The sequence below is a fragment of the Caproicibacterium lactatifermentans genome, from assembly GCF_013315815.1.
Taxonomy (GTDB): Bacteria; Bacillota; Clostridia; order Oscillospirales; family Acutalibacteraceae; genus Caproicibacterium; species Caproicibacterium lactatifermentans.
Window position 1 is genome coordinate 377,480 of the sequence record NZ_CP046051.1, and the last position, 23,795, is coordinate 401,274.

General features: G+C 49.1%; 22 protein-coding genes. 17 read left to right on the forward strand and 5 right to left on the reverse strand.

The features are described 5' to 3' along the window. Positions 1–227 precede the first annotated feature (227 nt). The 12 genes from pyrE to GJQ69_RS01905 all read left to right on the forward strand — a co-directional run bounded on the left by pyrE (position 228) and on the right by GJQ69_RS01905 (position 15,796). On the forward strand, positions 228–884 hold the full coding sequence (gene pyrE, locus GJQ69_RS01850) for an orotate phosphoribosyltransferase (protein ID WP_086036502.1): 657 nt from the start codon (positions 228–230) through the stop codon (positions 882–884). 112 nt (positions 885–996) lie between these two features. After that, entirely contained in the window at positions 997–2,754 is a 1,758-nt protein-coding gene (locus GJQ69_RS01855; protein WP_086036501.1) for an ABC transporter ATP-binding protein, read from the forward strand. Beyond that, complete coding sequence (locus tag GJQ69_RS01860; RefSeq protein WP_086036500.1) at positions 2,751–4,535, forward strand: ABC transporter ATP-binding protein; 1,785 nt, start codon at positions 2,751–2,753, stop codon at positions 4,533–4,535. Before GJQ69_RS01855 ends, GJQ69_RS01860 begins: the two co-directional genes overlap by 4 nt. A gap of 544 nt (positions 4,536–5,079) precedes the next feature. After that, entirely contained in the window at positions 5,080–5,823 is a 744-nt protein-coding gene (locus GJQ69_RS01865; protein ID WP_086036498.1) for a LytR/AlgR family response regulator transcription factor, read from the forward strand. Between the two features lie 158 nt (positions 5,824–5,981). Then, positions 5,982–7,127 (forward strand): GHKL domain-containing protein, encoded by a 1,146-nt coding sequence (locus GJQ69_RS01870; protein ID WP_174192798.1) that lies wholly within the window; start codon positions 5,982–5,984, stop codon positions 7,125–7,127. A 366-nt stretch (positions 7,128–7,493) separates the two neighbouring features. Continuing rightward, positions 7,494–7,925: a hypothetical protein gene (locus GJQ69_RS01875; RefSeq protein ID WP_174192800.1), complete on the forward strand. Its 432-nt coding sequence runs from the start codon at positions 7,494–7,496 to the stop codon at positions 7,923–7,925. After that, positions 7,819–8,424, forward strand: coding sequence for a signal peptidase I (lepB, locus tag GJQ69_RS01880; RefSeq protein WP_086036495.1), 606 nt, complete (start codon positions 7,819–7,821; stop codon positions 8,422–8,424). The genes GJQ69_RS01875 and lepB overlap by 107 nt, the downstream gene beginning before the upstream one ends. A gap of 169 nt (positions 8,425–8,593) precedes the next feature. Then, entirely contained in the window at positions 8,594–11,614 is a 3,021-nt protein-coding gene (locus tag GJQ69_RS01885) for a SpaA isopeptide-forming pilin-related protein (RefSeq protein WP_174192802.1), read from the forward strand. Positions 11,615–11,694: 80 nt separating this feature from the next. Beyond that, a complete protein-coding gene (locus GJQ69_RS01890) occupies positions 11,695–13,194 on the forward strand; it encodes a SpaH/EbpB family LPXTG-anchored major pilin (RefSeq protein WP_174192804.1) in 1,500 nt (499 codons plus the stop codon). Between the two features lie 96 nt (positions 13,195–13,290). Continuing rightward, the gene (locus GJQ69_RS01895; protein ID WP_086036492.1) at positions 13,291–14,157 is read left to right on the forward strand and encodes a class C sortase; all 867 of its coding nucleotides are present in this window, start codon (positions 13,291–13,293) and stop codon (positions 14,155–14,157) included. Next, positions 14,154–15,185, forward strand: coding sequence for a Cna B-type domain-containing protein (locus GJQ69_RS01900; RefSeq protein WP_086036491.1), 1,032 nt, complete (start codon positions 14,154–14,156; stop codon positions 15,183–15,185). Before GJQ69_RS01895 ends, GJQ69_RS01900 begins: the two co-directional genes overlap by 4 nt. Further along, on the forward strand, positions 15,182–15,796 hold the full coding sequence (locus tag GJQ69_RS01905) for a sortase (RefSeq protein WP_086036490.1): 615 nt from the start codon (positions 15,182–15,184) through the stop codon (positions 15,794–15,796). Before GJQ69_RS01900 ends, GJQ69_RS01905 begins: the two co-directional genes overlap by 4 nt. Positions 15,797–15,896: 100 nt before the next feature. Here GJQ69_RS01905 and GJQ69_RS01910 read toward each other — a convergent pair whose 3' ends face one another. After that, positions 15,897–16,838 carry a glycosyltransferase family 2 protein gene (locus GJQ69_RS01910; RefSeq protein WP_086036489.1) on the reverse strand — a complete coding sequence of 314 codons (942 nt, stop codon included), beginning with the start codon at positions 16,836–16,838 and terminating at the stop codon, positions 15,897–15,899. A gap of 231 nt (positions 16,839–17,069) precedes the next feature. On the opposite strand from GJQ69_RS01910, the gene GJQ69_RS01915 reads away from it, so the two are divergent. Next, positions 17,070–17,726, forward strand: coding sequence for a GNAT family N-acetyltransferase (locus GJQ69_RS01915; RefSeq protein ID WP_086036488.1), 657 nt, complete (start codon positions 17,070–17,072; stop codon positions 17,724–17,726). An 82-nt stretch (positions 17,727–17,808) separates the two neighbouring features. Here the strand turns inward: GJQ69_RS01915 and GJQ69_RS01920 are convergent, their stop codons facing one another. From GJQ69_RS01920 to GJQ69_RS01935, 4 genes are all read right to left on the reverse strand, one after another. Continuing rightward, complete coding sequence (locus GJQ69_RS01920; protein WP_174192806.1) at positions 17,809–18,786, reverse strand: HAAS signaling domain-containing protein; 978 nt, start codon at positions 18,784–18,786, stop codon at positions 17,809–17,811. After that, a complete protein-coding gene (locus GJQ69_RS01925; RefSeq protein ID WP_086036486.1) occupies positions 18,779–19,093 on the reverse strand; it encodes a PadR family transcriptional regulator in 315 nt (104 codons plus the stop codon). The genes GJQ69_RS01920 and GJQ69_RS01925 overlap by 8 nt, the downstream gene beginning before the upstream one ends. Before the next feature lie 257 nt (positions 19,094–19,350). Beyond that, positions 19,351–20,412 carry an IS3 family transposase gene (locus tag GJQ69_RS01930; RefSeq protein WP_174192710.1) on the reverse strand — a complete coding sequence of 354 codons (1,062 nt, stop codon included), beginning with the start codon at positions 20,410–20,412 and terminating at the stop codon, positions 19,351–19,353. 2 nt (positions 20,413–20,414) lie between these two features. Then, positions 20,415–20,936 carry an HTH domain-containing protein gene (locus GJQ69_RS01935; protein WP_174192708.1) on the reverse strand — a complete coding sequence of 174 codons (522 nt, stop codon included), beginning with the start codon at positions 20,934–20,936 and terminating at the stop codon, positions 20,415–20,417. 804 nt (positions 20,937–21,740) lie between these two features. On the opposite strand from GJQ69_RS01935, the gene GJQ69_RS01940 reads away from it, so the two are divergent. From GJQ69_RS01940 to GJQ69_RS01955, 4 genes are all read left to right on the forward strand, one after another. Beyond that, complete coding sequence (locus tag GJQ69_RS01940) at positions 21,741–23,018, forward strand: CAP domain-containing protein (protein WP_086036485.1); 1,278 nt, start codon at positions 21,741–21,743, stop codon at positions 23,016–23,018. Between the two features lie 196 nt (positions 23,019–23,214). Beyond that, on the forward strand, positions 23,215–23,406 hold the full coding sequence (locus GJQ69_RS01945) for a spore coat associated protein CotJA (RefSeq protein ID WP_086036484.1): 192 nt from the start codon (positions 23,215–23,217) through the stop codon (positions 23,404–23,406). Beyond that, positions 23,403–23,669 carry a spore coat protein CotJB gene (locus GJQ69_RS01950; protein WP_086036483.1) on the forward strand — a complete coding sequence of 89 codons (267 nt, stop codon included), beginning with the start codon at positions 23,403–23,405 and terminating at the stop codon, positions 23,667–23,669. Before GJQ69_RS01945 ends, GJQ69_RS01950 begins: the two co-directional genes overlap by 4 nt. Further along, a complete protein-coding gene (locus GJQ69_RS01955) occupies positions 23,669–23,779 on the forward strand; it encodes a manganese catalase family protein (protein ID WP_157658986.1) in 111 nt (36 codons plus the stop codon). Before GJQ69_RS01950 ends, GJQ69_RS01955 begins: the two co-directional genes overlap by 1 nt. The last annotated feature ends 16 nt before the right edge of the window (positions 23,780–23,795 follow it).

The following is a 23,795-nucleotide window of genomic DNA, read 5'->3' on the forward strand; positions in this document are numbered from 1 at the left end:
GCAGATGACAGGCGCAAAGAAAATGAATAATAGCACTGCCAGCCTGCAGAAATCAATGACTGGTAAGGCTATGGTAGCCTCTTTTTACGGCTCTGTCAACTTTTCTGCAGGACAAATAGGAAATTCTGCAAAGGACCGTGGCGTTCCCTTGCCAACGGACGAATGCAGAGGTATAATAATATAATAAGTAAAAATACAGGGATATACAGGAATGCAGGAGGGCACTTATGCTGACAGAGCAGAAAGAACAGTTTATCCGGTTTATGATGGATGCAGATGTACTGCGTTTTGGCGACTTTGTAACCAAAAGCGGCCGCAATACCCCGTACTTTGTCAATACCGGAAATTACCGCACCGGCGCACAGGCGGCGGGGCTGGGCCGTTTTTATGCCGGTATGGTACATGACAGCGGCTGCCGCTTTGACGCGATGTTTGGGCCGGCTTATAAGGGAATCCCACTGGTAACTGCCTGCGCGGGTGCACTGTACACCCAGTACGGAGAGGACAAGCCCTACTTCTTTAACCGCAAAGAGGCAAAGGACCACGGCGAGGGCGGTTGTTTGGTCGGCTATCAGCCGAAGGATGGCGACCACGTCATTATTATTGAGGACGTCATTACCGCGGGCACTGCTGTACGTGAAACCATACCTGTGCTGCGCTCGGCGGCAGATGTTTCCTGCAGTGATATGTTTATCTCCGTTAACCGCTGCGAAGTGGGACAGCACCCCGGCAAAACAGCAGTTATGGAAGTACAGGAAGAGTTCGGCATTACGGTGCACTCCTTAGTCACCGTGCGGGATATTCGCGAATGGCTGGGCAAGCACGGCGAATATGATGCACTTCTGCCAAAAATGGATAGGTATATGCAGAAATATTGTATCTAAAGGCAGCGTGCCGCAGCAAAAAATGCCGACAGATGTGGGGGACTGACTTCCCTGCATCTGTCTTTTTTGTTCTGCATACAGCAGAGAAGACCCATGAAAAAGGAGAGAATCCATGAAACTGATTTTTAAGTACCTCGGACACTACAAAGGGTGGTGCTTGCTGGACTTCCTCTCGGTTTTCGGCTTTGCGCTGACCGAGCTGGGAATACCGACACTGATGGCAAAGATGATTGACGGCGGTGTGATGAAAAATGATACAGGCTATATTCATAAAATGTGGCTGACCATTCTTATCATTTCGTTCATTGGTGTGACAGGAATCATTTTGCTCGGGTACTGCTGCGCACGCATTTCTTCCAATGTGACGGCGGATATGCGCAGTGACGTATTTGCGCGGGCCCAAAGCTTTTCCGATACCGAGTTTGGCAAGTTCGGCGTTTCCTCTATGATTACACGGACCAACAACGATGCCTTTCAGGTGCAGATGTTTTTGAATATGCTTTTGCGTACAGCACTGATGACGCCGGTTATGTTAGTGGCCAGTTATGTTATGATTCTGTACGCGTCAGTGAAGCTTTCTCTGATTGTGGCGGCGACTATTCCAATTATTGTGCTGGGCGTGGTCATTGTTGCGCGGCTGTCGAAGCCCATCAGCGAAAAACAGCAGGATTCCCAGGATGGAATGAACCGCATTACTCGTGAAAATTTGACTGGCATTCGTGTAGTGCGTGCCTTTACCAATGATAAATATGAGGAAAAACGCTTTGCGGGTGAAAATGAGCAGTACGCTAGTTGCTCCAAAAAAATGTTTCTGCTGATGCAGCTGACACAGCCGGCATTTTTTCTGATAATGAATATTGCAAGCGTGCTCATCTACTGGCGCGGCGCGCAGCTTTTGGGAATCGGCCAGCTGCAAATTGGCCAGCTGACCGCATTTGTGGTTTATTTGTTCCATGCCATGATGTCCACTATGCTGTTCTGCACTGTCTTTATGATGTACCCGCGTGCAGCCGTCAGTGCTCACCGGATTCAGCAGGTGCTGGACACTGTTCCGCTGGTGCGGGACCCGGTGGGTGGCCTGCAGATGCAAAAGCCGGTACGGGACCTCACCTTTGACCATGTGACCTTTGTGTATCCGGACGGCGACGAGCCGGTTTTGCAGGATGTTTCCTTTTCGGTGCGGGTGGGACAGACCATTGCCTTTGTTGGCAGTACCGGTTCCGGAAAGAGCACGCTGGTGAACCTGATTCCCCGCTTTTATGACGTGACCGGCGGCAGCATTCAGATAAACGGCACGGATATTCGTGAGTACAGTCTCAGCTCCCTGCGCGGCGCTATGGGCTTTATTCCGCAGAAAGCATTTCTGTTTCATGGAACCATTGCCGACAATATCCGTTTCGGAAAAGAGGATGCAAGCAAAGAAGAAGTGGAGCACGCGGCGAAAGTCGCGCAGGCGTATGATTTTATTATGGAAAAGCCGGGCGGTTTTGACGAAACCATTGAGGAGAACTCAGTCAATACCTCCGGCGGACAGCGTCAGCGGCTTTCCATTGCGCGTGCTGTTGTGCGCCAACCGCAGATTTATGTGTTTGATGACTCTTTTTCTGCGCTGGATTTTCGCACGGATGCAAATCTGCGCCGGGCACTGCACAGTGAAACCCAGAACGCGATTGTTGCCATTGTGGCACAGCGGGTGTCTACTATTTTGGATGCAGACTGTATTGTTGTGCTGAATGAGGGCAAAGTTGTGGGCATGGGCACACATCAGCAGCTGCTGCGTACTTGCCCTATTTATTATGAGATTGCCGCCTCACAGTTGACGGAAGCCGAGCTGCAGGAAAGTGCTGGGGAAGGGGGCAATGCAGAATGAAAAAGCGGAAAAAACAAGGGAAAAGTACTCTTAGTCAGCTGCGGCCGTACTTTGCGCCTCACAAATGGGGATTTTTGATGAGTGCGCTGATGGTCATTGCCCAAAGCGTCTGTTTGGCGATAATGCCGTCAGTGGAAGGCCGGATTACGACCCAGCTTGCCGCGGACGTGACAGACATGGCAAAGCACATTTCCGGCGCAGGCATTCACTATCAAGCGATACTGCATATCATTTTAATACTCGTTATCATCTTTATCATCAAGACGATTGTCGGGGCGCTGTCCATGATTAGTGTGACACATGCCACACAGGGCACCATGCAGACACTGCGCGATGCCCTGCAGAAAAAAATCCATACTCTGCCGGTCAGCTACTTCGATGAACACCCCTATGGCGATGTTTTGAGCCGTATTACCAACGATGTGGATACCATCAGCAACGCCTGCCAAATGACACTGCTTGACATTGTCGGCGGGATATTGTCCGTGGCGCTGGCGCTGGTCATGATGTACCGGATTCAGCCTGTTATGGCGGCCGTCGGTACGCTGATTATTCCGCTGGCACTCCTGATTACTTGGGTGGTTGTCCGGTGCAGCCAAAAACAGTTCCGCCAGCAGCAGGACGCAGTGGGACAGCTAAACGGCCGTGTAACGGAATTATACACAGGGTATCATGAAATATTATTATACAATAAGCAAAAATCAGCGGAGCAGGATTTCCGCAAGGTAAACCATCACCTGCAGCACTATGTGTTCCGTGCGCAGTTTTTGTCCTCTACCATGTCGCCACTTATTTTGCTGGTGACATATTTGATAATCGGCAGCACGGCGGCCCTCGGCTGCAATTATGTGCTGGCCGGTGGGCTGACACTGGGTGCACTGCAGGCGTTTATCAACTATATCTGGCAGCTGAATGACCCGCTTTCACGAATTTCACAGATGTCCGGACAAATACAGTCAGCTTTTGCCGCGGCCGGCCGTGTAACGGACTTTTTGGCACAGCCTAATGAGGTTCCGGAGGCAGACCCACCGGCGGAACTGGGAAAGGTGCATGGTCAAATATCGTTTCAGCATGTAAGTTTTAGTTATGGAGAGCGGGAAATCATTCACGACCTCAGCTTTACGGCTCAGCCCGGGCAAATGGTAGCCATTGTTGGGCCTACGGGTGCAGGCAAAACCACACTTATCAACCTGTTGCTGCGTTTTTACGATGTAGGCAGCGGCCGCATTCTGCTGGATGGCCGGGATATCCGTTCCTTCCGCCGGGATGACCTGCGTTCTGCTTTTGGCATGGTGCTGCAGGATACATGGCTGTTTTCCGGCAGCGTTGCGGACAACCTGCGCTATGGAAAATTGAACGCCCGCCGGGATGAAGTTGTTTCGGCGGCAAAGGCCGCTAATGTGCACCACTTTATCCGTACCCTGCCGAATGGCTACGATATGCGGGTGAACGAGGAGGGCAGCAACATTTCACAGGGTGAAAAGCAGCTGCTGACCATTGCGCGGGCACTGCTGAGGGACCCGCCCATACTTATTTTAGATGAAGCAACTTCCAGTGTGGACACACGGCTGGAAAAGTGCCTGCAGGACGCCATGCAGAATTTGCTGCGCGGACGCACTAGCTTTGTTATTGCACATCGGCTTTCTACCATTCGCAGCGCGGACCTTATTTTGGTACTGCAGGACGGACGCATTGTGGAACAGGGAACACATCAGTCGCTTATGGAAAAAGGCGGCTTTTATGCCCGTTTGTACAATGCACAGTTTGTACAGACAGAATAGTACATAATAAAATCGAAGAATAAAAAACGGACAGATGCCGCACCTTGCGGACCTGTCCGTCTTTTTTATCTGTTTATTTTGCCGTTCAGCCGCCACACAATGAACGGAACAAGTTCTAAAAAACTCTTTTTCAAAGTGTACGGCAGCAGTGGGAAAATATCAACGCGGGGCAAAAAATGTCCCCGACTTCCGGCAGGGAGCGGGGACGCGGCTTTTATAAAAACCCAAAGGGGAATGTTTGGTCTGCCGTGGTCCAAAGTCGGTATTCCGTCCATCTTTGGACTCCTGGCAGCAAAGGAAAAATGTAAAATGCGCGCAGCGCGCAAAGATAATCGTACCACTCCAGAAGTGCGATTTTTGTCGCTCTGTGGAACATCATTGATACGTTTTTTACTGTACCGGAAGGATATGTACGAGGAGTGAACGAAAGGCCAATATTTTGTCAAATATCATGTCGGCCGGCTTCACGTTCATGCAGATGACCTTGCACCGAGGGGAAATTTATTATAGAATGGAAGGGAAATAAAGCAGAAGGAGGAGAAAAATGCTGTGGATTGCGGTATGTGATAATGACAGTTGGGACCTTAATCAACTGGTAAAAGTGACGAATGCCTATTTTTCAAAGCACCCGGAACGCGAAGGTGTAGTCACGGCATTTTCGGATGCAGTGGAACTGGATTCCCAACTGCAATCCGATACGCTTTATGATATTTACGTTGTGGATATTCTAATGCCGAGCATCAGCGGCATCCGCCTGGGCAGGAAAATTCGCAGCGTACAAAAAAATGCCCCCATTATTTATACAACTTCTTCCGAAGAGTTCGCGCTGGATGCCTATCAGAATCAGGCACTGCGTTATCTGCTGAAGCCTGTTTCGCCAGAAGAGCTTTTTTCAGCGCTGGATATGGCTTGTATGCTGCTGGAAAAAGAAAAGGCGCATTTCATCCTAATTAACGGTCGTGACGGAAAAGAAAGCGTAGATAAGGAATCTATTATTGTAGTAGAAAATGTGGCGCGCTCGGCATTATATACCTTGAGCAATGGACAGACCATTTCCAGTGTCTGCAACCGCGGCAGCTTTGATCGGGCGGTTGCACCGCTTTCCAGTGACCCGGCTTTTTTAAAGCCGCACAAGTCTTTTTGGGTAAACATGCGGTTTATCCGTACCGTGCAGCGTGACAGCCTAGTTTTGGACAATAACCGGGAGATTCCCATCAGCCGCAACCGCTTTGCCGACGTCAACCGGAGATACCTGCGGTTTTTAGCACATGATGGGGAGGAATTCTAATGGAATGGCTTCAGCTTATACAGTACCGTATTTCTATGGCCTTTCTGCTGACATTTCTATATTTTTTTCTGCCCATGCGATATACAAAGCCGAAAACAATACTGCTTTTGCTGCTTTGCTTTTTGGTAACCAGTCCAGGAGACTATGCCCAGTGATTTTTGCCGGACCAGATTCTGCCGGCTACCCTGCTGGAAATTTTGGTCCTGCAGCTGTTTGTCCTGCTGCTCTGCCTTTACCGCGATTGGCGTGCGGTAATGACGGGTATCATGGCGGCATGTTATGTGCTGCCTGGAAATGTCCTGTGTTCCATGCTGTATTACTATGGAAGTATTGTCGGAAAGAACCCCGACTATACCAGCGCTGCCTTTGCTTTTACCGTGCAGATTGTAGTGCACGCTGTGTTCCTGCTCCTTCTCATTTTGTTTTGCAGGAAGCAATATCTTTCTGTCATAGAAGACAGTAGAATACATTGGGGCGGTATTTGCCTGTCCCTGGCATTGTATTATGTGGTAGTCTGCACCATGATGGTTTGGCCTACAAATTTTTACAAGTATCCGCAGAAAGGTGTCCCTATTTTACTGATGCTCGCCGCGATGATATTTACTTATTTCTTCGTTTTTAATTTAGTTTCTGCAGTTAAGCAAAGCGAGAAACTGAAACATAACAATGAGTTGCTGGAGGCCTATGCGGCTGCGTTAAAGCGAGAAGTGGAACATGAAAAAAAGTCCAAAATAGAGATGGCTATTCTCCGCCACGATATGCGCCACAGCGCAAACCTGGTTTTTTCTTATTTAGAAAACGGCGATACGGACAAAATACGCGGGATGCTACAGCAATATGTACAGCGGCTGGACCACACGGTTGTTGCAAACTACTGCAAAAATACAGCTGTCAACGGTGTGCTGACCGCTGCTGCCGAATTCGCAGAGAAAAAGAAGGTACAGTTTCAGTGCCGGGCAGATGTACCAAAGCAGCTGCAGGTAAATGAATTTGAACTTTTGACAGTTTTGCTCAATTTGCTGGAAAACGCCGTTAATGCAGCTGCCAATGTGAAAGAACCGGAAAAGCGTTTTGTCTATGTTCTGATGCACCCAGCTAAAGATAAGACAATCCTCGAAATCACCAATTCCTATGCGGGGACCGTTACATTTTCCCACGAAACTGGTCTGCCAGAATCCACGCGGGGAGAGGGACACGGTTATGGTCTGCGCAGTGTACAGGCATTTTCCAGGAAAAGCCACGCTACGTTTGATTGTGAGGCTGAAGAAGGAATTTTTACTGTTCGTATGCTGCTGCCTTTGTGAGTACCCGCGGGGCGGGCAAGAGGCTTTTTCAGGGACCCGATAAATCGGGTCCCTTTTTGCGTACTTTTTTCGACTATTCTGCGAAACAATGTGACTATAGTGAAATTCATAAAAACGCAGGAGATTTTTCCTAAAAATCAGGTGATTTGTGGAAGCACATCCAGACATGTGTAAAACGTGTATGCTTTTGTGTAAAACGTGTTGCCACAAAGGCCGGTTCCTGTATTACAATGAATAGACAAAAATCAAATGGAAGACAGACTAGTTTATCGCTTGTATTATAAATATTTGGGATTCATATAAAATACATTGATTGTATTTTGGGCGGCCCTTTTCAGCAGGGCGGCCGTTGGCAGAGGAAAAAATATGACGGATAAAGAACTAAAAAAAATGAAGCGGACAGAGCTGCTGGAAGTGCTGGTGGATTTGTCCGAAGAAAATACCAGTCTGCGAAAGCAGATTGAGAGACTGGAACAGCAAAACGCTGCCCTGCAGGAAAAGTTGCAGGACCGGGAAATTCATCTGCAGAAAGCCGGTTCCATTGCGGAAGCGTCACTGCAGCTCAATGGTGTCTTTGAGGCGGCCCAGAAGGCCGCAGACCAATATCTCGAAAATATCCGGGGGCTGAACCAGCAAGCGGAAAGAAAAGCTGCACCATTCCAAAAGAAGGAGGGCAGAAGATTAGAAATCCATGCAGAAAACAACACAAACAAACCTGCAGCCAGCCAAAGCACGGCCGACAACCATACAACTGAAGCAGGAACTTCAGCGGGAACAACACAAAAGCCGGTATCATAAACTACTGCGCAGTACCATTTACATACTGCTGGCTGTTGCGGCGGCCGCAGTGTTGATTGCAACATTGGTCCTGACTGTGCTGCAGGTAACAGGCACAAGTATGGAGCCAACACTGCAAAATGGCCAAATCGTTGTGGCAGTCAAAAATGCAAAGTTTCAAAAGGGAAACATCGTTGCATTTTATTACAATAACAAAATCCTGCTGAAACGAGTGATTGCGAAGGCAGGCGATACGGTCATTATTCAGAAGGACGGCACTGTGCTGGTAAACGGCAAAGCTCTGAACGAACCTTACCTAAAGGAAAAGAGCCAAGGGAAATGTGACATCCAATTTCCCTATCAGGTGCCGGACGGCAAGATTTTTGTTCTGGGTGACCACCGTGCAACTTCCGTAGACAGCCGTTCTTCTTCCATAGGCTGTATTGAAAATGAGTTTATTGTTGGCAAGGTAGTCTTTCGCGTTTGGCCGCTTCCGCAAATAGGGATGGTTGGAAATTAAAAATTCAGAGGGAAAGGAGTTTTTATCCCTGCGAAAACAAATTTATCAAGACAGGTGGAAAATCGCTTACCACCATAAAAAAAGGAAAAATCTGTTCATAGCGGTATGTATCCTTTCCGTATGCACGGTTTTCGGTGTTTTTACGGCGCTGCGACAACCAGCCATTAGTATGGAAAAAGAAAATCCACTGCTGCAGGCGGAAGTTACCAAGGCGGTTTCCGGCAATGATATTCCGGTACATATTATGGCAACGGCGGATACCGAACAGGACTCCACTGTATTTTGCTTTACACCGGACGCTGTCAATGCGGAGCTGTCGGATACGTATCAGTTCGATGCCAAGAATGAAGTAAAAGTGGCGGCAGCCGATAAGACCACCATCCTCGATTTGCACCGTGTTACGGAAAGCGGCAAACCGGTTACCTACTGGTTTGCACTGGAGAAAGGCAAATCCGTAAAAGTAGACCTCAGCTGGACTGCAAAGGCTGCGGCGGACCAGAGCACAACACAGCAGGTAAAACTGTATGCCGCTTCCGCAGCAGACCTAAAAGCCGCAAAAGAGGCAATACAGGCAAAGCAGTCTTCCGGCACAGCGGAAACCGCCGATGGTTCTGTCAGCCAGCCGCTTGCGCTGAACTGGGAACCAGAAGCAGTTTCCTCTGAGGGAACATCCTCACAGGTGTCTTCTTCCAAAGCAGCTTCCTCTGAAGTGTCTTCTTCCGAGGCAACCTCTGCACAGGTGTCTTCTTCTGAAGCGGCTTCCTCTGAAGTGCCTTCTTCCGGAGCATCCTCCTCACAGGCGTCTTCTTCCAAAACAGCTTCTTCACAGACAGAATCTAAGGTGGTTAGACAAAAGCTTACCGCTTCCGTGTATACAGACAGCAAACGCACACAGGCAGTCAGCGACGGCACTTCCATTACAGTAGAGGGAGACCTGCCGCAGGGGACTACCGCAGTGGCTTACCCGGTACAGGTCAGCATGGAAAAGGCAAACGTGCTGGCGGCGTATGATATTACCCTGCTGGACAGCACCGGAAAAGAATTTGAACCGGCCAGCCCGGTGAAGGTGTACATCAACACACCGCGGCTGAAAAAGGCCGCCGGTCCGGTGGACATTTATCATGTACAGACCGGTACAGCCGATAAAAGTGAAAGCACTGCGGCTGTCAAAGCCACCGTCACGCAGGACAAAGCTGCCAGCACCAGAACCGCCGCAAAGGTCGCGGGCGCGGTGCTGGTGCAGCAGCAGGGCACGGTACAGTTCAGTGCCAGCAGTTTCTCCATTTACGTTGTGACATCGGAAACGATTTCGGTCGGCGACACAAGTGCGCTGTCTGCGGTGTCGACTTTGGACGTGCTGGCGTGCAGCGGAAGGTCCGGGCAGCACCGGAGTGCGCTGTCTACGGTGTCGACTTTGGACAGCACTGCTATGGGCGTAACGCTGCAGATGTTTGACTATAACAGCCCGGCGAACATTGGCGGCGGCGGATATAACGGAACAACCGGTTCCATTACACAGGGGCTGTTGTCCAACAAGGTTGGTGAGAATGGGTTCCCAACCTGTGTGAATAATGGTTATAGCCTTTCTAACTGGTTCACCAAGGGCGGCAGCGGTACTTCCTATTCGAACGATGCTAACCATCTGTTCCTGCAAAGCGAGTATGACAAGACTCACTACCTTTACTATGATGGTTCGCAGAACTTTGCCTCCTTCGACAAGGCCAGCGGCAACTTTAAGGTTTACAACCAGCTGGGCACGCCAAATGGTGATCCCCGGTTTTTCTTTCAGCGCGGCAACTTCATGCCGTTCAATACGCTGAATATAGGAAACGTTCGGAACCATAACCGGTATGTTCGGAACCATAACCGGTATGACTATTTAGGTCATGAACTGCCTACGAGCGATGCCCGCTATAATGAAAATCTTTATGGCTTTAACGAGAGTAATAACTACTTCTTTGGCATGTATATGGAAGCCAATTTTGCGCAGCCGAAGAACGGGCTGGTAAACGGCAGTCCCATGCGGTTCGAGTTTACCGGTGATGACGATATGTGGGTGTATATTGACGGCAAACTGGTGCTGGATTTGGGCGGTATTCATGATGCACAGAGCGGTTATATCGACTTCAGCACCGGTGAAGTTGGCTTTTCAACAACGTCTCAAATCGGAGGAAATTACAAAGAGAACATAACTTCTATTAAAGACATGTTCAAGGCGGCCAACGACAATATGACCGCCAGCACGTTCGATAACTATTCAACGCATAAGATTCAAGTGTTCTATATGGAACGCGGCGCCGGTGCTTCCAATCTGCGCATTAAGTTCAATATGCCATCTGTCCCGAAAGGCAAGCTGAGCATTTCCAAACAGGTGGAAGGTGACGCGGATACGAATGCCACCTATCCAATGAAGCTCTTTGTTGACGGCAAGGTACAGGCAAATGCAGCCTATACTTTGAACGGTGACAGCACCCCATATAAAACGGATGAAAACGGAGTCTTTCAGTTGAAGACCCGCCAGACGGCTGTGTTTGACGGCATTGATGACAGTGCGAAGTATTATGTACAGGAACTGAACAGCGCCGATTACGCTGTTACTTTCAATGGTGCTAAGGCGGTGCTCCAAAAAGACAACACGACCGCACAAAGCGGTGATTATACGTTCGATTCCGATGGTTCCTTCGTGGCTGTTACCAACAAGGTGAAGACATCCGGGTTCATGCTGCATAAAGTGAGCAAGGACAGCAAGACTTCTCTGTCAGGTGCACAGTTTACGCTGTATAAAAACGATAAAGCAGACGGAACCGGCAGCTGGAGAGCTTATCTGGGCGCCGACAAGACCGGCGTCTATACCGTAGATGGGAGCGGGCAGGTGAACATTACAAACCTGCCCAGCGGGGCATACAAACTGATAGAAACCAAGGCGCCAGCTGGCTACAGTGCATTGGGCGAACCCGTTACTTTCAAGGTAGATGCCCGGACGGGAAGCATTACACCGGTGAACAGCTGGCCCACAGATGTTTCCTTTGAGAATAGCACCATGACTGTAAAAGATGAAAAAGGGTATGTCCTGCCGGAGGCAGGCGGAGCTGGCACAGGAAAATTCTTCGGAGGCGGTCTATTGCTGATGGGTGCGGCCCTGTGTACATGGTACCTCAAAAAACAGTACGCAAAAGGAAGCTGCCGATAAAATCAGATTCCCAGTGCTGTTTTTCATAAAGCAAACACATTTAAACAAAAATCAGTTTTAGGAAAGGTGAAGAATAATTTATGAAGAAAATGCTAAAACGTATGGCAGCAATTGCTGCTGCAGCTGTCATGACCGCCGCTGTTGCTGTTCCAGCATGGGCAGCAGACGGTTATACCATTACCATTCAGAACGAGACCGCTAACCATACCTATGAAGCCTATCAGGTATTCAAGGGCGACCTGAGTGAAAGCACATTGTCTAATGTACAGTGGGGCGATGGTGTCAAGGGTGCTGACCTGCTGGCAGCTTTGAAAGCAGACGATGCTACGAAAGCAAGCTTTGCCAGTGTAACAGATGCCGCCGGTGCCGCAAAGATACTGGACGGCAAAGATAACGATGCCGATTTGGTTAAGGCTTTCGCACAGGATGTCAACAAGAACCTTTCCACAGTTGCAGGTACCAGTACGTACAATACGACAGCAAAAAATTACACCATTTCCGGCCTTGCCGCAGGCTATTATCTGGTAAAAGATAAAAACGGTACACAGAGCGGTAACGATGACTACACCCGTGTGATGCTGGAAGTTGTAAATAATGTTCAGGTAAACCCGAAGAACAGCAAAGATGTTCCTACTGTTGACAAAAAAATCGTTGAAAACGGAGAAGACAAAGCAGCAAACGACTACAACGTCGGCGATACTGTTTCCTTTAAGCTGACCGGCACGCTGCCGAGCAACTATGCTGACTACAAAACTTATCAGTATAAGTTCAACGATACACTTTCCGATGGCTTGACTTATGACGCAGATTCCATTAAAGTTACTGTAGGGGATACAGATGTTACCACATCCTTTACAACAACAGCTGATGAACAGAAGCTGACGGTTGCTTGTGCAGACCTGAAGAAGGTTACTGGTGTAGATAAAGACAGCCAAATTGTTGTTACATACACCGCGAAACTGAACAATAAGGCTGTGCTGGGCACCGCTGTCGGCAACAAGAATGAAGTTACTGTGACCTACTCCAACAACCCGAACAATGATGGTTCCGGCGACACGGGCACAACTCCGCCGAAAGATGTTACAGTTTACACCTATGAGCTGAAAGTTACCAAGGTTGACGGTGCTGACAATAAGACACCTCTGGCAGGCGCAGGCTTTAAGCTGTACAAAAATGTTGCTGACGGCGACAAGACCGTTGCCAACTATGCTGTTATCACAGACGGTAAAGTATCCGGCTGGACAACGGACATTTCCAAAGCAACAGAACTGGATACTACAGCAGACGGCGTTATTGCATTCACAGGTCTGGACACCGGTGACTATTTCCTAAAAGAAACGAAGACACCGGCTGGCTACAACACAACCGCTGATGTGGCTGTAAAAATTGGCACAACTGAACAGAACATGGTCGCAACAACTGGTATTGAATCTATGAATGTTGCCAACAACAAGGGCACTGTCCTGCCTGCTACCGGCGGTATGGGCACACGCATCTTCACAATCGTTGGTATCTGCCTGATGGCTGGCGCCGCCGTTCTGCTTATCACAAAACGCAGAATGAACAGCGAAACAAAATAATTTTGTTACCCTTCGTTTCATATCTCAATGAATTCCAATAGATAACTGGTTCCCAGCGTGCAGCTAGCCCGGCACACTGGGAACAGGGAGAGGCCTATGAAGAAACCAGCCAGAAAGAATAGAACTAGTATTCTTTTGATCGTTGTTTTTCTTGTAGGTCTCTCCGTGTTATTATACCCCTCAATCAGTAACTACTGGAACCAGTTTCATGCGTCCCATGCCATTTCCAAGTACGAACAGACCGTGTCCCATCTGGATGAAAACAGAAAAAAGCAAATGTTGACAGTGGCTCGCCGGTACAACGACTTACTGCGCGGCGGCGAAGACCAGCACCACATGACCGCCGCCCAGCAAAAGGAGTATAATAGCTTGCTGAATGCGGATGGAACCGGCGTTATGGGGTATGTAGACATACCGAAAATCCATGTCTCCCTGCCCGTGTACCACGGCACCAGCGACGCGGTTCTTGCCGCTGGTGCCGGCCACCTGCAAGGCTCCTCGCTGCCGGTGGGCGGTACCGGCACCCACGCAGTCATTACCGGACATCGGGGTCTGCCCTCCGCCAAACTGTTCACGGATCTTGACAAAATGCAGGCCGGTGATACCTTTTCCCTAACTGTGCTGGGCGAAACACTTTACTATAAAGTGGACCAAATTAAAATCGTCCTTCCCAGTGAGGTGGGCAGCCTGACCATTGACCCAAAAAAAGATTATGTTACACTGATTACCTGTACGCCTTACGGCATTAACACGCACCGCCTGCTGGTACGCGGCGTGCGTACAAATGGCCCCAATACCGTCAATGCGGCGGCGGACGCTGTGCAGATAGACCCCATGCTGGTTGCGCCGGTTGTTGCGGCGCCAATTCTTCTGGTCCTGCTGATTATGCTGCTGACTTCTACCGCAAGAAAACGCAGGGATAAGGGGACACCGAATTTTGGAAAGGATGAGAGCAAAAAATGAGAAAGAAACTCCGTTTCAGCGGATTTCTGGCAGTAGTACTGATGCTGCTGCTGTGTGTGATGCCGTTTAATTCCATGCATGCCGCGGACGTGATAGAACCAACGAAGAAGGGTTCCATTTCGCTGCAGTTTCAGGGCGGTGGTGCGGCACTTTCCGGTGTTCCTGTAAATATTTACCGTGTCGCATCCGTTTCCCAGGACGTCCACTTCACCATGACAGGCATGTTCCAGGATTACCCGGTTGTACTGGAAAACCTTTCAGATGATGAACTGACAACCGCAGCGTCGACCCTGAGAGATTACACAATCGCCGATAAAATCAAGGTGGACACATCCCTCAGCTCTGACGAAAGCGGGAACGTAAAGTTCCGGAACTTGGCTACCGGTATGTATCTGGTCATTCCCAACAGTGTAAAGATAAGCGGGACCGAAGACGAAGCATATACGTTTGCCCCGCTTCTCATTTCTGTGCCGGAATCCCTTGACAGTTCATGGAATTACGACATCGTTTCTATGCCAAAAGCGGAACGGAAGTTCATTACTAGTGATTCTTCCGCCAGCAGTGACGATACCCAAACAACCGGAAAAGTTATGAAACAGTGGGCGGACACCGGCCATTTGGACCAGCGCCCGCAGGAAATAACCGTTGAGATACTCAAAAACGGCGAAGCATTTACTACACAGAAGCTGTCTTCCAACAACAACTGGATGTTTACATGGCAGATAGATAACACAAAAGATACCTGGCAGGTCGTGGAAAGAAATGTACCGAGCAGATACACGGTACAGGTCAACAGTGACCAAACAAGCCACTCTTTTGTCGTGACGAATACCTATTCCGGCAAGGTACCAGGCAGAGGTCCCGGCGGTCCAACAGGCGCCACAACTCCCGTTAATGTGTCAAAATCGCAGGGCTCCCTGCCGCAGACCGGACAGCTTTGGTGGCCGGTTCCGCTTATGGCAGCTACCGGTATGGTATTGGTTGCGGTTGGCTGGTCCGTAAAAGCAAGGAACAGAAAAAAATCATGAAAACGAAGAAAACGAAATCTAAAGCAGGCAGCATTTTTATAGTGACGGGCATAGCGCTTATTTTGGCCGCGCTGGCGCTGGTGGTATTTAACCGCTGGGATGACTGGAACGCCGGGAAAATAGCGAGTGAAACGCTGAAACCCCTGCAGCAGCAGATCTCCACTTCTGTCGGTGGCGGCACAGCTTCCCCCAGTGAGATGCCTATGACCGAAGTGAATGGAAGGTCATACATTGGCATTGTCAGCATTCCCACACTGGGGCTGACGCTGCCGGTGCAGAATGAGTGGAATTACCCGAACCTGCGGAAAGCGCCCTGCCGATATCAGGGCAGTGTTTACACACATTCGCTGATTATCGCGGGGCACAATTACCAGGGCCATTTTGGCAGGCTCAATACGCTGAATGTGGGTGACGCTGTACAGTTTACCGACGTACGCGGCAATACATTTGATTATCAGGTTTCTTCTATGGAAACCATTGATAAATATGATGTCAGTCGCATGAAATCCGGCAAATGGGATTTGACACTGTTCACCTGCACCATTGGCGGAAAAAAACGTGTGACTGTCCGCTGTACACAGATGACCACAGCGGCTTCCGCACAGACATAAAACTAAACTCCAGGCCTCCGCCGCAGTGCACGGCGGGGACCTTTTTGTATTTTAGGCAGAAAAAAGCACCCAATTGGGTGCTTTTGCTGTATGAGAAGATTTACTTTAAATGTTTTTCAATGTGGAAACGCGGGCGGGCTTTTACTTCGGCGTACAGTTTGCCCACATAGGTGCCCACCACACCCAGACAGATAAGCTGCACGCCTCCCAGAAGCCACAGGGAACAGAGTGCAGCGGTTTGTCCGGCCAGCAGGCTGCCGGCAAAGTGAGAGATAAGCGCGTACAACAGCCCGACCACAGCCACCAGCGTTACGCCGATACCGATGTTGGTAATGATTTTCAGCGGCTTAATGCTGAAAGAGGTGATACCGTCTATGGCGAAGTTCAGCATCTTTTTCAGCGGATACTTGCTTTCTCCGGCAAAGCGCTCGTGACGGTTATAATAGACAAAGTCGCTGCGGTAGCCAATCAGCGGTACAAGGCCGCGCAGAAATAGGTTCACTTCTTTATATTCGCTGAGCGCCTCCAGCGCACGGCGGCTCATCAGGCGGTAGTCCGCGTGATTGTACACAATGTCCACACCCATGCGGCTTAAAAATCGGTAAAAAGCCTCGGCACTGGTACGTTTAAACCAAGTGTCAGTATCGCGCTTGTTGCGTACGCCGTATACTACGTCACAGCCCTCCTCAAACTTTTGCACAAACTGGGGCAGGACGCTGACATCGTCCTGCAGGTCAGCATCCAGACTAATGGCACAATCTGCTTCGTCTTTGGCAGTCATTAAACCAGCCAAAAGGGCGTTTTGGTGGCCGCGGTTGTGGGCAAGTTTCAGGCCGGTTACAAGCGGATTCTGTTGGTGGAACTGCTCAATGAGCTGCCATGTGTGGTCCTTGCTGCCATCGTCGACAAAAAGCATTCGGCTGCTGACATCCACAAGGCCTGCATCTATCATTTTGTGCAGCTGCAGGTTCAGTTCCTTTATGGTTTCGGGCAGGACTTTTTCTTCATTGTAACATGGTATCACTAAGTATACAGTAGACATATTCTTCCTCTTTTTACTATTTATCGGAATTCTCTGCTTTCCTATTTTAGCATTTTGGTATCTGCTTTACAAGATAAGGAATCAACCTACACCGTATATGAAAGAAAAGCGAACACTGTGTGAAAACGCCGCATGGAACGGTAGTGTTCCACCCATGTGTGATATAATGAAAGCCGCCGAAGCCAGGGCAGCATAGGCGGGCAACTGGGTGTCCGAGGGAAAGGATATGCCATGAAAAAACGCGAACTCAAAACCAAACATTTACAGGTAACGCCTATGACGGATGAGGAACTGCAAGAAGAAGCTGCCGGTCAGACGGAGGAACGTTTGAAACAGCTTTATACTGAAATAGGCAGCAGCTGCCGTGCCCGCCCGGAACAGCGCCTGTGGTATACGGTGTGGCGCATTACCCTGCGGGAAAGCGGGGAGCAGGCGGGTACCGTTGGTTTTTTAGGCGCACCGCAAAATAGTGCCGTGGAACTGCGCTGCAGGATAAACAGTGACTTTCGTGGCCAGGGTTATGCGGAAGAGGCCATACGTGCCGCCGCGGATTGGGCTTTTTCTCAACCGGATATGTATTTTGTTACAGCGTCCATAGAAAAGGACAATGCAGCTGCAGCGGCGGCGCTGGAAACCGTGGGCTTTGCCCGCTCCGGTCAAAAAAAGGATATGCTTTACTATGAGCTGGAGAAACCCCGTACCTGTTGGGGCAGTATTTGTTTTCTGTTCGGGTTGGCCATTGGTTATGCCTGTGGAATGAGTTCCACTGATATGTGCATCGGCATGGTGCTGGGCATGGTAATTGGAATGCCGTTTGACCGGCAGGACCGGGAAAAGCGGAAGACCCTGCGGGAGGCACGCATGGGGCACACAGGACTGCGCCAATAAACCAATAAATAAGAATTTTAAGATGCCGCAGGGTTCCACTGCGGCATCTTTCTTGAACAATCATACAAGAACATAAAACGTTTCATTCCGGTACTAGCTTTACGTCAATGGAGGCGTTGCTGGTCACAGCGGACAGACTGCACGCTTGGCCGGGGAAGGACCAGTCTGCGGGCAGACTGCTGCGGCCGTTGCTGGTGTGGCTGTGAATGGTGTAGTCCCGCGGGTCACCATGCAATGTGGCATGAATGGGGGCATTGCAGGTCTTTAGCTCGACGTTGTTAGAGGACAACTGTTCGGCGCGAACAGGGCTGTTGCTGGTGTGCAGGGACAGGCGTGTTGGAAAGCGGCAGTCCTCAGCCTGTAGACGGCCATTGCTGGTTTTGGCGGTGCAGCTTTCACCACTGCAGTTCAGAAGAAGCAGACGGCTGTTGCTGGTTCTGGCCTGCAAGGTGCGGCACACGGTACTGGTGATGAAAATGCAGGCATTGCTGGTTATAAAGCTGCCGGTGCCAATGCTGTGCAGGCTGTCGACGGTGATTTTGGCGTTGCAGGTCTGTATGGACAGACTGCCGCTAAAGTTGACAGGGACCTCCAGTATAAGGCTGCGTGCCCCGTGGAACAAATCGCGCCAGAAGAAGGGCTGCATAGTGATGGTGTGGCAGAAGGAAAATGTGCTGTTTTCCTCGGTAACGGCCACATGGTCATTTCCCAGTGGGGAAAACAGTACCTGTACGGTTTCAATCTGTGCATTTTCACGCACTTCTATCCGCAGGTTTTGGGCTGTAAGAATAATCGCGCCGACCGGTTCTTTGGAGGCGTAAATATGCTGACCATCGGAAGAGGCTGGCTTCCGCGGTGCAGTGCGTCCGTATTCGGCGCAAATGCTGGCGGCAATCTCTTTTGGCGAGCCGAAATCCTGAATGACGGATTCTTCCGATTTTCCGTTCTCTATGCCGTCGCAGATGAGCTCTCCGTAATACTCCAGTACGCGGCGGCGTTCCTCTTGACTTAGGTTTGTGAGACCGAGGGCAAGTTCTTTCAGAAAAGTTTCTTTAGTCATGGTTGGCTCCCTCCACAAAGGCATAAATTTGTTTCATTTCGTCGGCTTCATCCAGAAAGGCCTGTACCCGGTCAAGGCCGGGCTGCTCAATTTGGTAATACTTGCGAGTGCGGCCGTTATAAGCTTTCCGATAGGTGGAAACACAGCCGTTCGATTCCAGCCGGCGAAGAATGGGGTACAGGGTGGACTCGGAAATTTGAATACAGGCTGACACATCACTGACAATACGGTAACCGTAGGACGGCCCGCGTTTCAGCACCGCCAGTACACAGACGTCCAGCACACCTTTTTTTCTTTGTATGTCCATGGTACACTTCCTCTCTATAAAAAATATGGGCATATACTATGCATTGCATACTGTACGATACATAGTATATACAAAAAATGCGTGCTGTCAAGTCCTTGTGCGGATTTTTCTGCGGGAAAGGGCCATCTTTGAAGTGTACCCCGTTGTTCGGACAAAATAATCAAACTTGAAATCCGAAAGCTGAATCCGTGATATAATGTTCCTGCTTTACTGACAGACAGGATAGGGCAACGCTGGAGAGCGACCCGAGCGGGCTGTCAGGTTTGCGGGGAAGGCGGAGCTTTGGCTTCGTCTTTTTCTTTGCCTTTCCCGGAAACAAAAGCGTTAAACTCCGGGGGGTTGGGGGCAGCGCCCCCAAATGTATCCAACGGATAAATTCCCGTCATGACAAACTTGTAGTACTCACACGGCGAGAGCTTGGCAAGGCTCCATTGATACCGGTCGTTGTTATAATACTCAATCCAAGCGTAAACACGTTCAGCAATTACTGCATGTCCATAAGATCCAACCGGTGGCAGTTCATCCTTCATGTGTCCAAATAGGCTTTCCTGCGGTGCATTGTCCCAACAATTTCCTCTGCGGGACATGGATTGACGGAGGTTGTAATCATTCAGAATGGCAACGAATTTAGAACTGGTGTATTGGCATCCTTGATCTGAATGGATCAGGGCGTCCGTGTGAAGTTCAGACCCATGCTTTTCCATCAGTTGATTTACGGTGTCCAAGACGAAATCTGTATCACAGGAGTTACTGCAGGTACAGGCCAAAACTTCTTTTGTGAATGCGTCCATGATCACACAGACGTATGAATAATAGTAAGCTCGTTGGCTGCTATCTCGGTGTACCGGTCTCGGAATATATGTAATGTCCGTCAGCAGAACAGTGCGCGGTCCAAATGACTTAAACTGTCTGTTTAGTATGTTCGGAGCTGTCCTGTTTTCCTGTAGACGCTTGCCGAGCTTGCGGTACGGATTTACCTTTCGTACCGGACATACGAGGTGATACTTTTTCATCAGTCTGCGAATCTTCTTTGTGTTCATAAGCACCGGGGGATCCTGATGCCGCAGTCTCATGTGTATACCGCGTGCGCCTTTTGAATATCCGCGGAAATTGTATGCAGCCACAATGAGGTCAAAGTCTCTTTGATCGGCCTCATCGGATGCTGTCCGCTCGGTCTGATGTCCACGCCAGTAATAAAATCCCGAACGAGATACGCCTGCTATTTCACAAAGATAAGAAATATTCAGAAGATTGTCATCCTGGCTAATGGTTTCATTTATGATGCGGTAGCGGACTTCTGGGGAACCATTCATATACATGGCTATTTCCCTTTCTTCTCCGCAAATATAATTTTTTTTATAAACTCAATCTCTTGGGACATGTAGGCAACCTTCGCAGCGAGATGGTTTATTTCTGACTCGCTCATCAATGGAGGATGCCCTTTGTTTGCCCTACGAGGCGGCGCTGGCAGTGGAGGTGCATCCTCGTTGTCATCCGGATAAGGATCATTTCCTTCGGTAAACTCGAGGCCACGTCCTTTTGCTTGCCGCAGAAGCTTAAAAAAGCCGAGAATGCGTGCACGTCCTAATGTCTCCGGGTTGAGGCCGACCTCAGAAAAAATCTGTATCGGATCGACCCCATCGCAGTACCGTTGCCAAGCTGCATCTTTAAAAGCTTTTGTGTATGACACTGTTTTGCTTGAGACATATGCCACATGAGGCGAGTCCGTGAGTTCCTTGAGTTGTTCTGCAGAGAACGCAGCATGCTCATATGTGCCGTCAGGATTCTTTTTCTTACGGCCTGCACCAGGACGTGAACCCCCACGATTACTGCTGTTTGCCATTGATAATTCCTCCTTTTGCAGAGAGAAATGATTTCAAATACAGATATTATAGCATTATCTGTCCGGTCTGTGGATGCAAACTATATTATCTGTCCGAAAACTTGATTTCCAACTCTGCGATTTGTGTGATGATTTTGATTTCACACTCTCGAATTTCAATCAATGACTGTCCAAATTTCGGGGTACGGATCATCTTATGGTAAAATAACAAAATGAATATAAAGTGAAAGCAGAAAGTCGGAAAGGGGGTGCGTAACAAAAACCTACAGAGGGATTTTGGACAAGCCGTGAGAGCGGGATGTGCCCTGCTGCTTTTTTGGATGATAGCACCGACTGCACAGAGGACATCGAAAACTGTGTATTATACTATACGGAAGGGTCAAAGGCCACAGGTATGCTGTTTCAGCATATTTGTGGTCTTTGTTGTTTGTAATAAAAAACAGTTTGTCTATTCCCCGGAGGATAACAAGAAGAGACGTCAAAATATACAAACAAAAAGGTAAACATCAGTGCTATACAGCAAGAGAGTGAATTATCAACACTTTTATGTCGCAAATTTAACCGACAACACATAAAATATAGACAGCCAAACAGGAGGCCCGTATAGGTTATATTTTTATAAACAGAGTTCTATAGCACATATACAGATTGGATTAGATTGCAACAACTTACACAAATATTTTCAATTTTATCAGAAAAATATGAATTATATTTCAAAAAATATTTGCAATATAGAAAAATGTATTGTATGATGTAAACGTAAATTAAAAAAGCACAAAATTTTTTGTAAAGGAAGCTGATAATATGAATGCAAAGAAATGGAAAAGACTCGTGGCAGTAGTGTTGTCAGCGGGCATTTTGTGCACTGTTACCTTGCCTACCTTCGCGGCAGATTCCATAAATGCCACAAAAGGAAATGCGACATCGTCCAGCTGCATAAAACTTCCGCAGGGTTTTACCACAGATACATGGAAGGAACTGCAGCTGATAAACCGCGTCCGCCACAATGAAGGCCAAGAAGACCCCTTGTCTGCTTACACCAAGCTGAACGCAGCGGCCCAAACCCGTGCACAGGAATCCGATACTCAGTTCTCCCACGTACGTCCAAACGGCACCTCCTGCTTCACTATTTTTAAACAGTATGGTATTTCCGCGTACAGCGTGGGCGAAAACCTTGCACAGCGCTTTACAGATGCCGGCTCAGTTGTGCAGGCATGGATGGAAAGTACCGGTCACCGCGCCAATATCCTGAATGCCAACTATGCATTTATCGGTATGGGCGAATACACAAAGAATTCCGTTACTTCTTGGTCACAGCTATTCACAACCGCCAGCTCCCGCCCAACAGGGCTGTCGGTTGAGAATCCACCCAAAGAAATTTTGGCCGGCCGCCGCCTGTTTGACATTGGAACTGTCCTGCGTTTGCAGTATGGCAGCACCACAACTTATCTGCCGCTGGATGACTGTATGTGCAGTGGACTGAACACCAGACGCACCGGTACCCAAAACATCACAGTCAATGTGCGCGGTGTCACAACTACTTTTTCTATCAATGTCATATCGCCAAACGGCATTTCCCTGACAGAGGATTCCGTTTACCTGCAGCCCGGTGCAACCACCACTCTGAAGGCAACGAAAAACAGCAATGGCTCCCAGGTAACCGAAGCGATTGCGTGGACTTCCAGCAACCCGAGCGCTGTCACTGTGGAAAACGGTGTTGTTCATTCCGTGGGCAATGGCAGTGCTGAAATCACTGCCAAGACAGCGACCGGTTCCGACACCTGTACAGTTTCTACCATCTCGGTTAAATCGGATACCACGATGGACTTTTCTATTCGGAAAAACAGTACATATACCTATCGCTTTGAGGTCATTGCCCCACGCGGTACACAGCCGAACATCACAACCGGAAACGGCAGTGTCCTCCGTACAGAAGGTTGCATGAAGCGTGTGGAAAACGGCCATGATGTGTATTACGTCAAAGTTCGCGCAATTGGTAAAGTCGGCGAAGAAACCGGCGTTTACACGACATTGCCTGGTCAGCAGGCTGTCCGTCACTGCAAGATTCGGATTGCGGCCTAATCTTTGTATATATGCTTTGGTATAGATGATAAGATGTTTGAATGTATCTCTCCATTATAGGGTCCCCTGAAAAAATCCGCTGTTTTCCAAAAGGCATACGGCAGATTTTTTGCTGCCTTGCAGCAGGGAAGGACCGTGGGGACCGCCGCTGCATAGAATAAGCGGGGGCTTTCCCCAGAAAGGAGTGCTTTTTAACATGGAAGAACCTTTAACTGGGCAAAAATGCGCGGTCCAGCCGCTGCCGCCTATTCCAAAGGACCCGGCACTGGCCATGGCATATATACCCGTACAAAAATTTGAGAACCTATATCAGCCGGAGGAGGGGTACCAGTCCGGTACTCTATTCCGGGATCTGAACAAACCCTTTATGGGGGGTGCCGCGAAATGACAGAACAGCAGCGCCTAATGCGCAGGATAGATGCCTGCCGGTTTGCCATGTGGGAACTGAAAATTTTTCTTGATACCCACCCCGACAACTGTGAGGCTGTGAAAAGTTTGCAGGAACGCCGGAAGATGGCTGCCGACCTGATAAAACAGTATGAGGATGCCTACGGGCCGCTGAACCAAAGCGACGCCACCGCCAGCCGCTGGGCGTGGGTGCAGGAGCCATGGCCGTGGGAGCTTACACAAAAAGAGGAGGCGGATAACTGATGTGGAACTATGAAAAACGGCTGCAGTATCCTATTCACATTAAAAATCCAGACCCGCGTATGGCGAAGATTGTGCTGGCACAATATGGTGGGCTATACATTAAAATGTGATAATCTAGAGCAAACA

What these genes read in the sequence shown, in the direction of transcription:
- GJQ69_RS01950 (WP_086036483.1), top strand. Translation starts at nt 23,403, where the DNA reads ATGACAGAACAGCAGCGCCTAATGCGCAGGATAGATGCCTGCCGGTTT.
- GJQ69_RS01885 (WP_174192802.1), top strand. Translation starts at nt 8,594, where the DNA reads ATGGAAAAAGAAAATCCACTGCTGCAGGCGGAAGTTACCAAGGCGGTT.
- GJQ69_RS01935 (WP_174192708.1), bottom strand. Translation starts at nt 20,936, where the DNA reads ATGGCAAACAGCAGTAATCGTGGGGGTTCACGTCCTGGTGCAGGCCGT.
- GJQ69_RS01920 (WP_174192806.1), bottom strand. Translation starts at nt 18,786, where the DNA reads ATGACTAAAGAAACTTTTCTGAAAGAACTTGCCCTCGGTCTCACAAAC.
- GJQ69_RS01890 (WP_174192804.1), top strand. Translation starts at nt 11,695, where the DNA reads ATGAAGAAAATGCTAAAACGTATGGCAGCAATTGCTGCTGCAGCTGTC.
- lepB (WP_086036495.1), top strand. Translation starts at nt 7,819, where the DNA reads ATGCAGAAAACAACACAAACAAACCTGCAGCCAGCCAAAGCACGGCCG.
- GJQ69_RS01940 (WP_086036485.1), top strand. Translation starts at nt 21,741, where the DNA reads ATGAATGCAAAGAAATGGAAAAGACTCGTGGCAGTAGTGTTGTCAGCG.
- GJQ69_RS01945 (WP_086036484.1), top strand. Translation starts at nt 23,215, where the DNA reads ATGGAAGAACCTTTAACTGGGCAAAAATGCGCGGTCCAGCCGCTGCCG.
- GJQ69_RS01915 (WP_086036488.1), top strand. Translation starts at nt 17,070, where the DNA reads ATGAAAAAACGCGAACTCAAAACCAAACATTTACAGGTAACGCCTATG.
- GJQ69_RS01905 (WP_086036490.1), top strand. Translation starts at nt 15,182, where the DNA reads ATGAAAACGAAGAAAACGAAATCTAAAGCAGGCAGCATTTTTATAGTG.
- GJQ69_RS01910 (WP_086036489.1), bottom strand. Translation starts at nt 16,838, where the DNA reads ATGTCTACTGTATACTTAGTGATACCATGTTACAATGAAGAAAAAGTC.
- GJQ69_RS01955 (WP_157658986.1), top strand. Translation starts at nt 23,669, where the DNA reads ATGTGGAACTATGAAAAACGGCTGCAGTATCCTATTCACATTAAAAAT.
- GJQ69_RS01875 (WP_174192800.1), top strand. Translation starts at nt 7,494, where the DNA reads ATGACGGATAAAGAACTAAAAAAAATGAAGCGGACAGAGCTGCTGGAA.
- GJQ69_RS01925 (WP_086036486.1), bottom strand. Translation starts at nt 19,093, where the DNA reads ATGGACATACAAAGAAAAAAAGGTGTGCTGGACGTCTGTGTACTGGCG.
- GJQ69_RS01930 (WP_174192710.1), bottom strand. Translation starts at nt 20,412, where the DNA reads ATGTATATGAATGGTTCCCCAGAAGTCCGCTACCGCATCATAAATGAA.
- GJQ69_RS01860 (WP_086036500.1), top strand. Translation starts at nt 2,751, where the DNA reads ATGAAAAAGCGGAAAAAACAAGGGAAAAGTACTCTTAGTCAGCTGCGG.
- GJQ69_RS01900 (WP_086036491.1), top strand. Translation starts at nt 14,154, where the DNA reads ATGAGAAAGAAACTCCGTTTCAGCGGATTTCTGGCAGTAGTACTGATG.
- GJQ69_RS01855 (WP_086036501.1), top strand. Translation starts at nt 997, where the DNA reads ATGAAACTGATTTTTAAGTACCTCGGACACTACAAAGGGTGGTGCTTG.
- pyrE (WP_086036502.1), top strand. Translation starts at nt 228, where the DNA reads ATGCTGACAGAGCAGAAAGAACAGTTTATCCGGTTTATGATGGATGCA.
- GJQ69_RS01895 (WP_086036492.1), top strand. Translation starts at nt 13,291, where the DNA reads ATGAAGAAACCAGCCAGAAAGAATAGAACTAGTATTCTTTTGATCGTT.
- GJQ69_RS01865 (WP_086036498.1), top strand. Translation starts at nt 5,080, where the DNA reads ATGCTGTGGATTGCGGTATGTGATAATGACAGTTGGGACCTTAATCAA.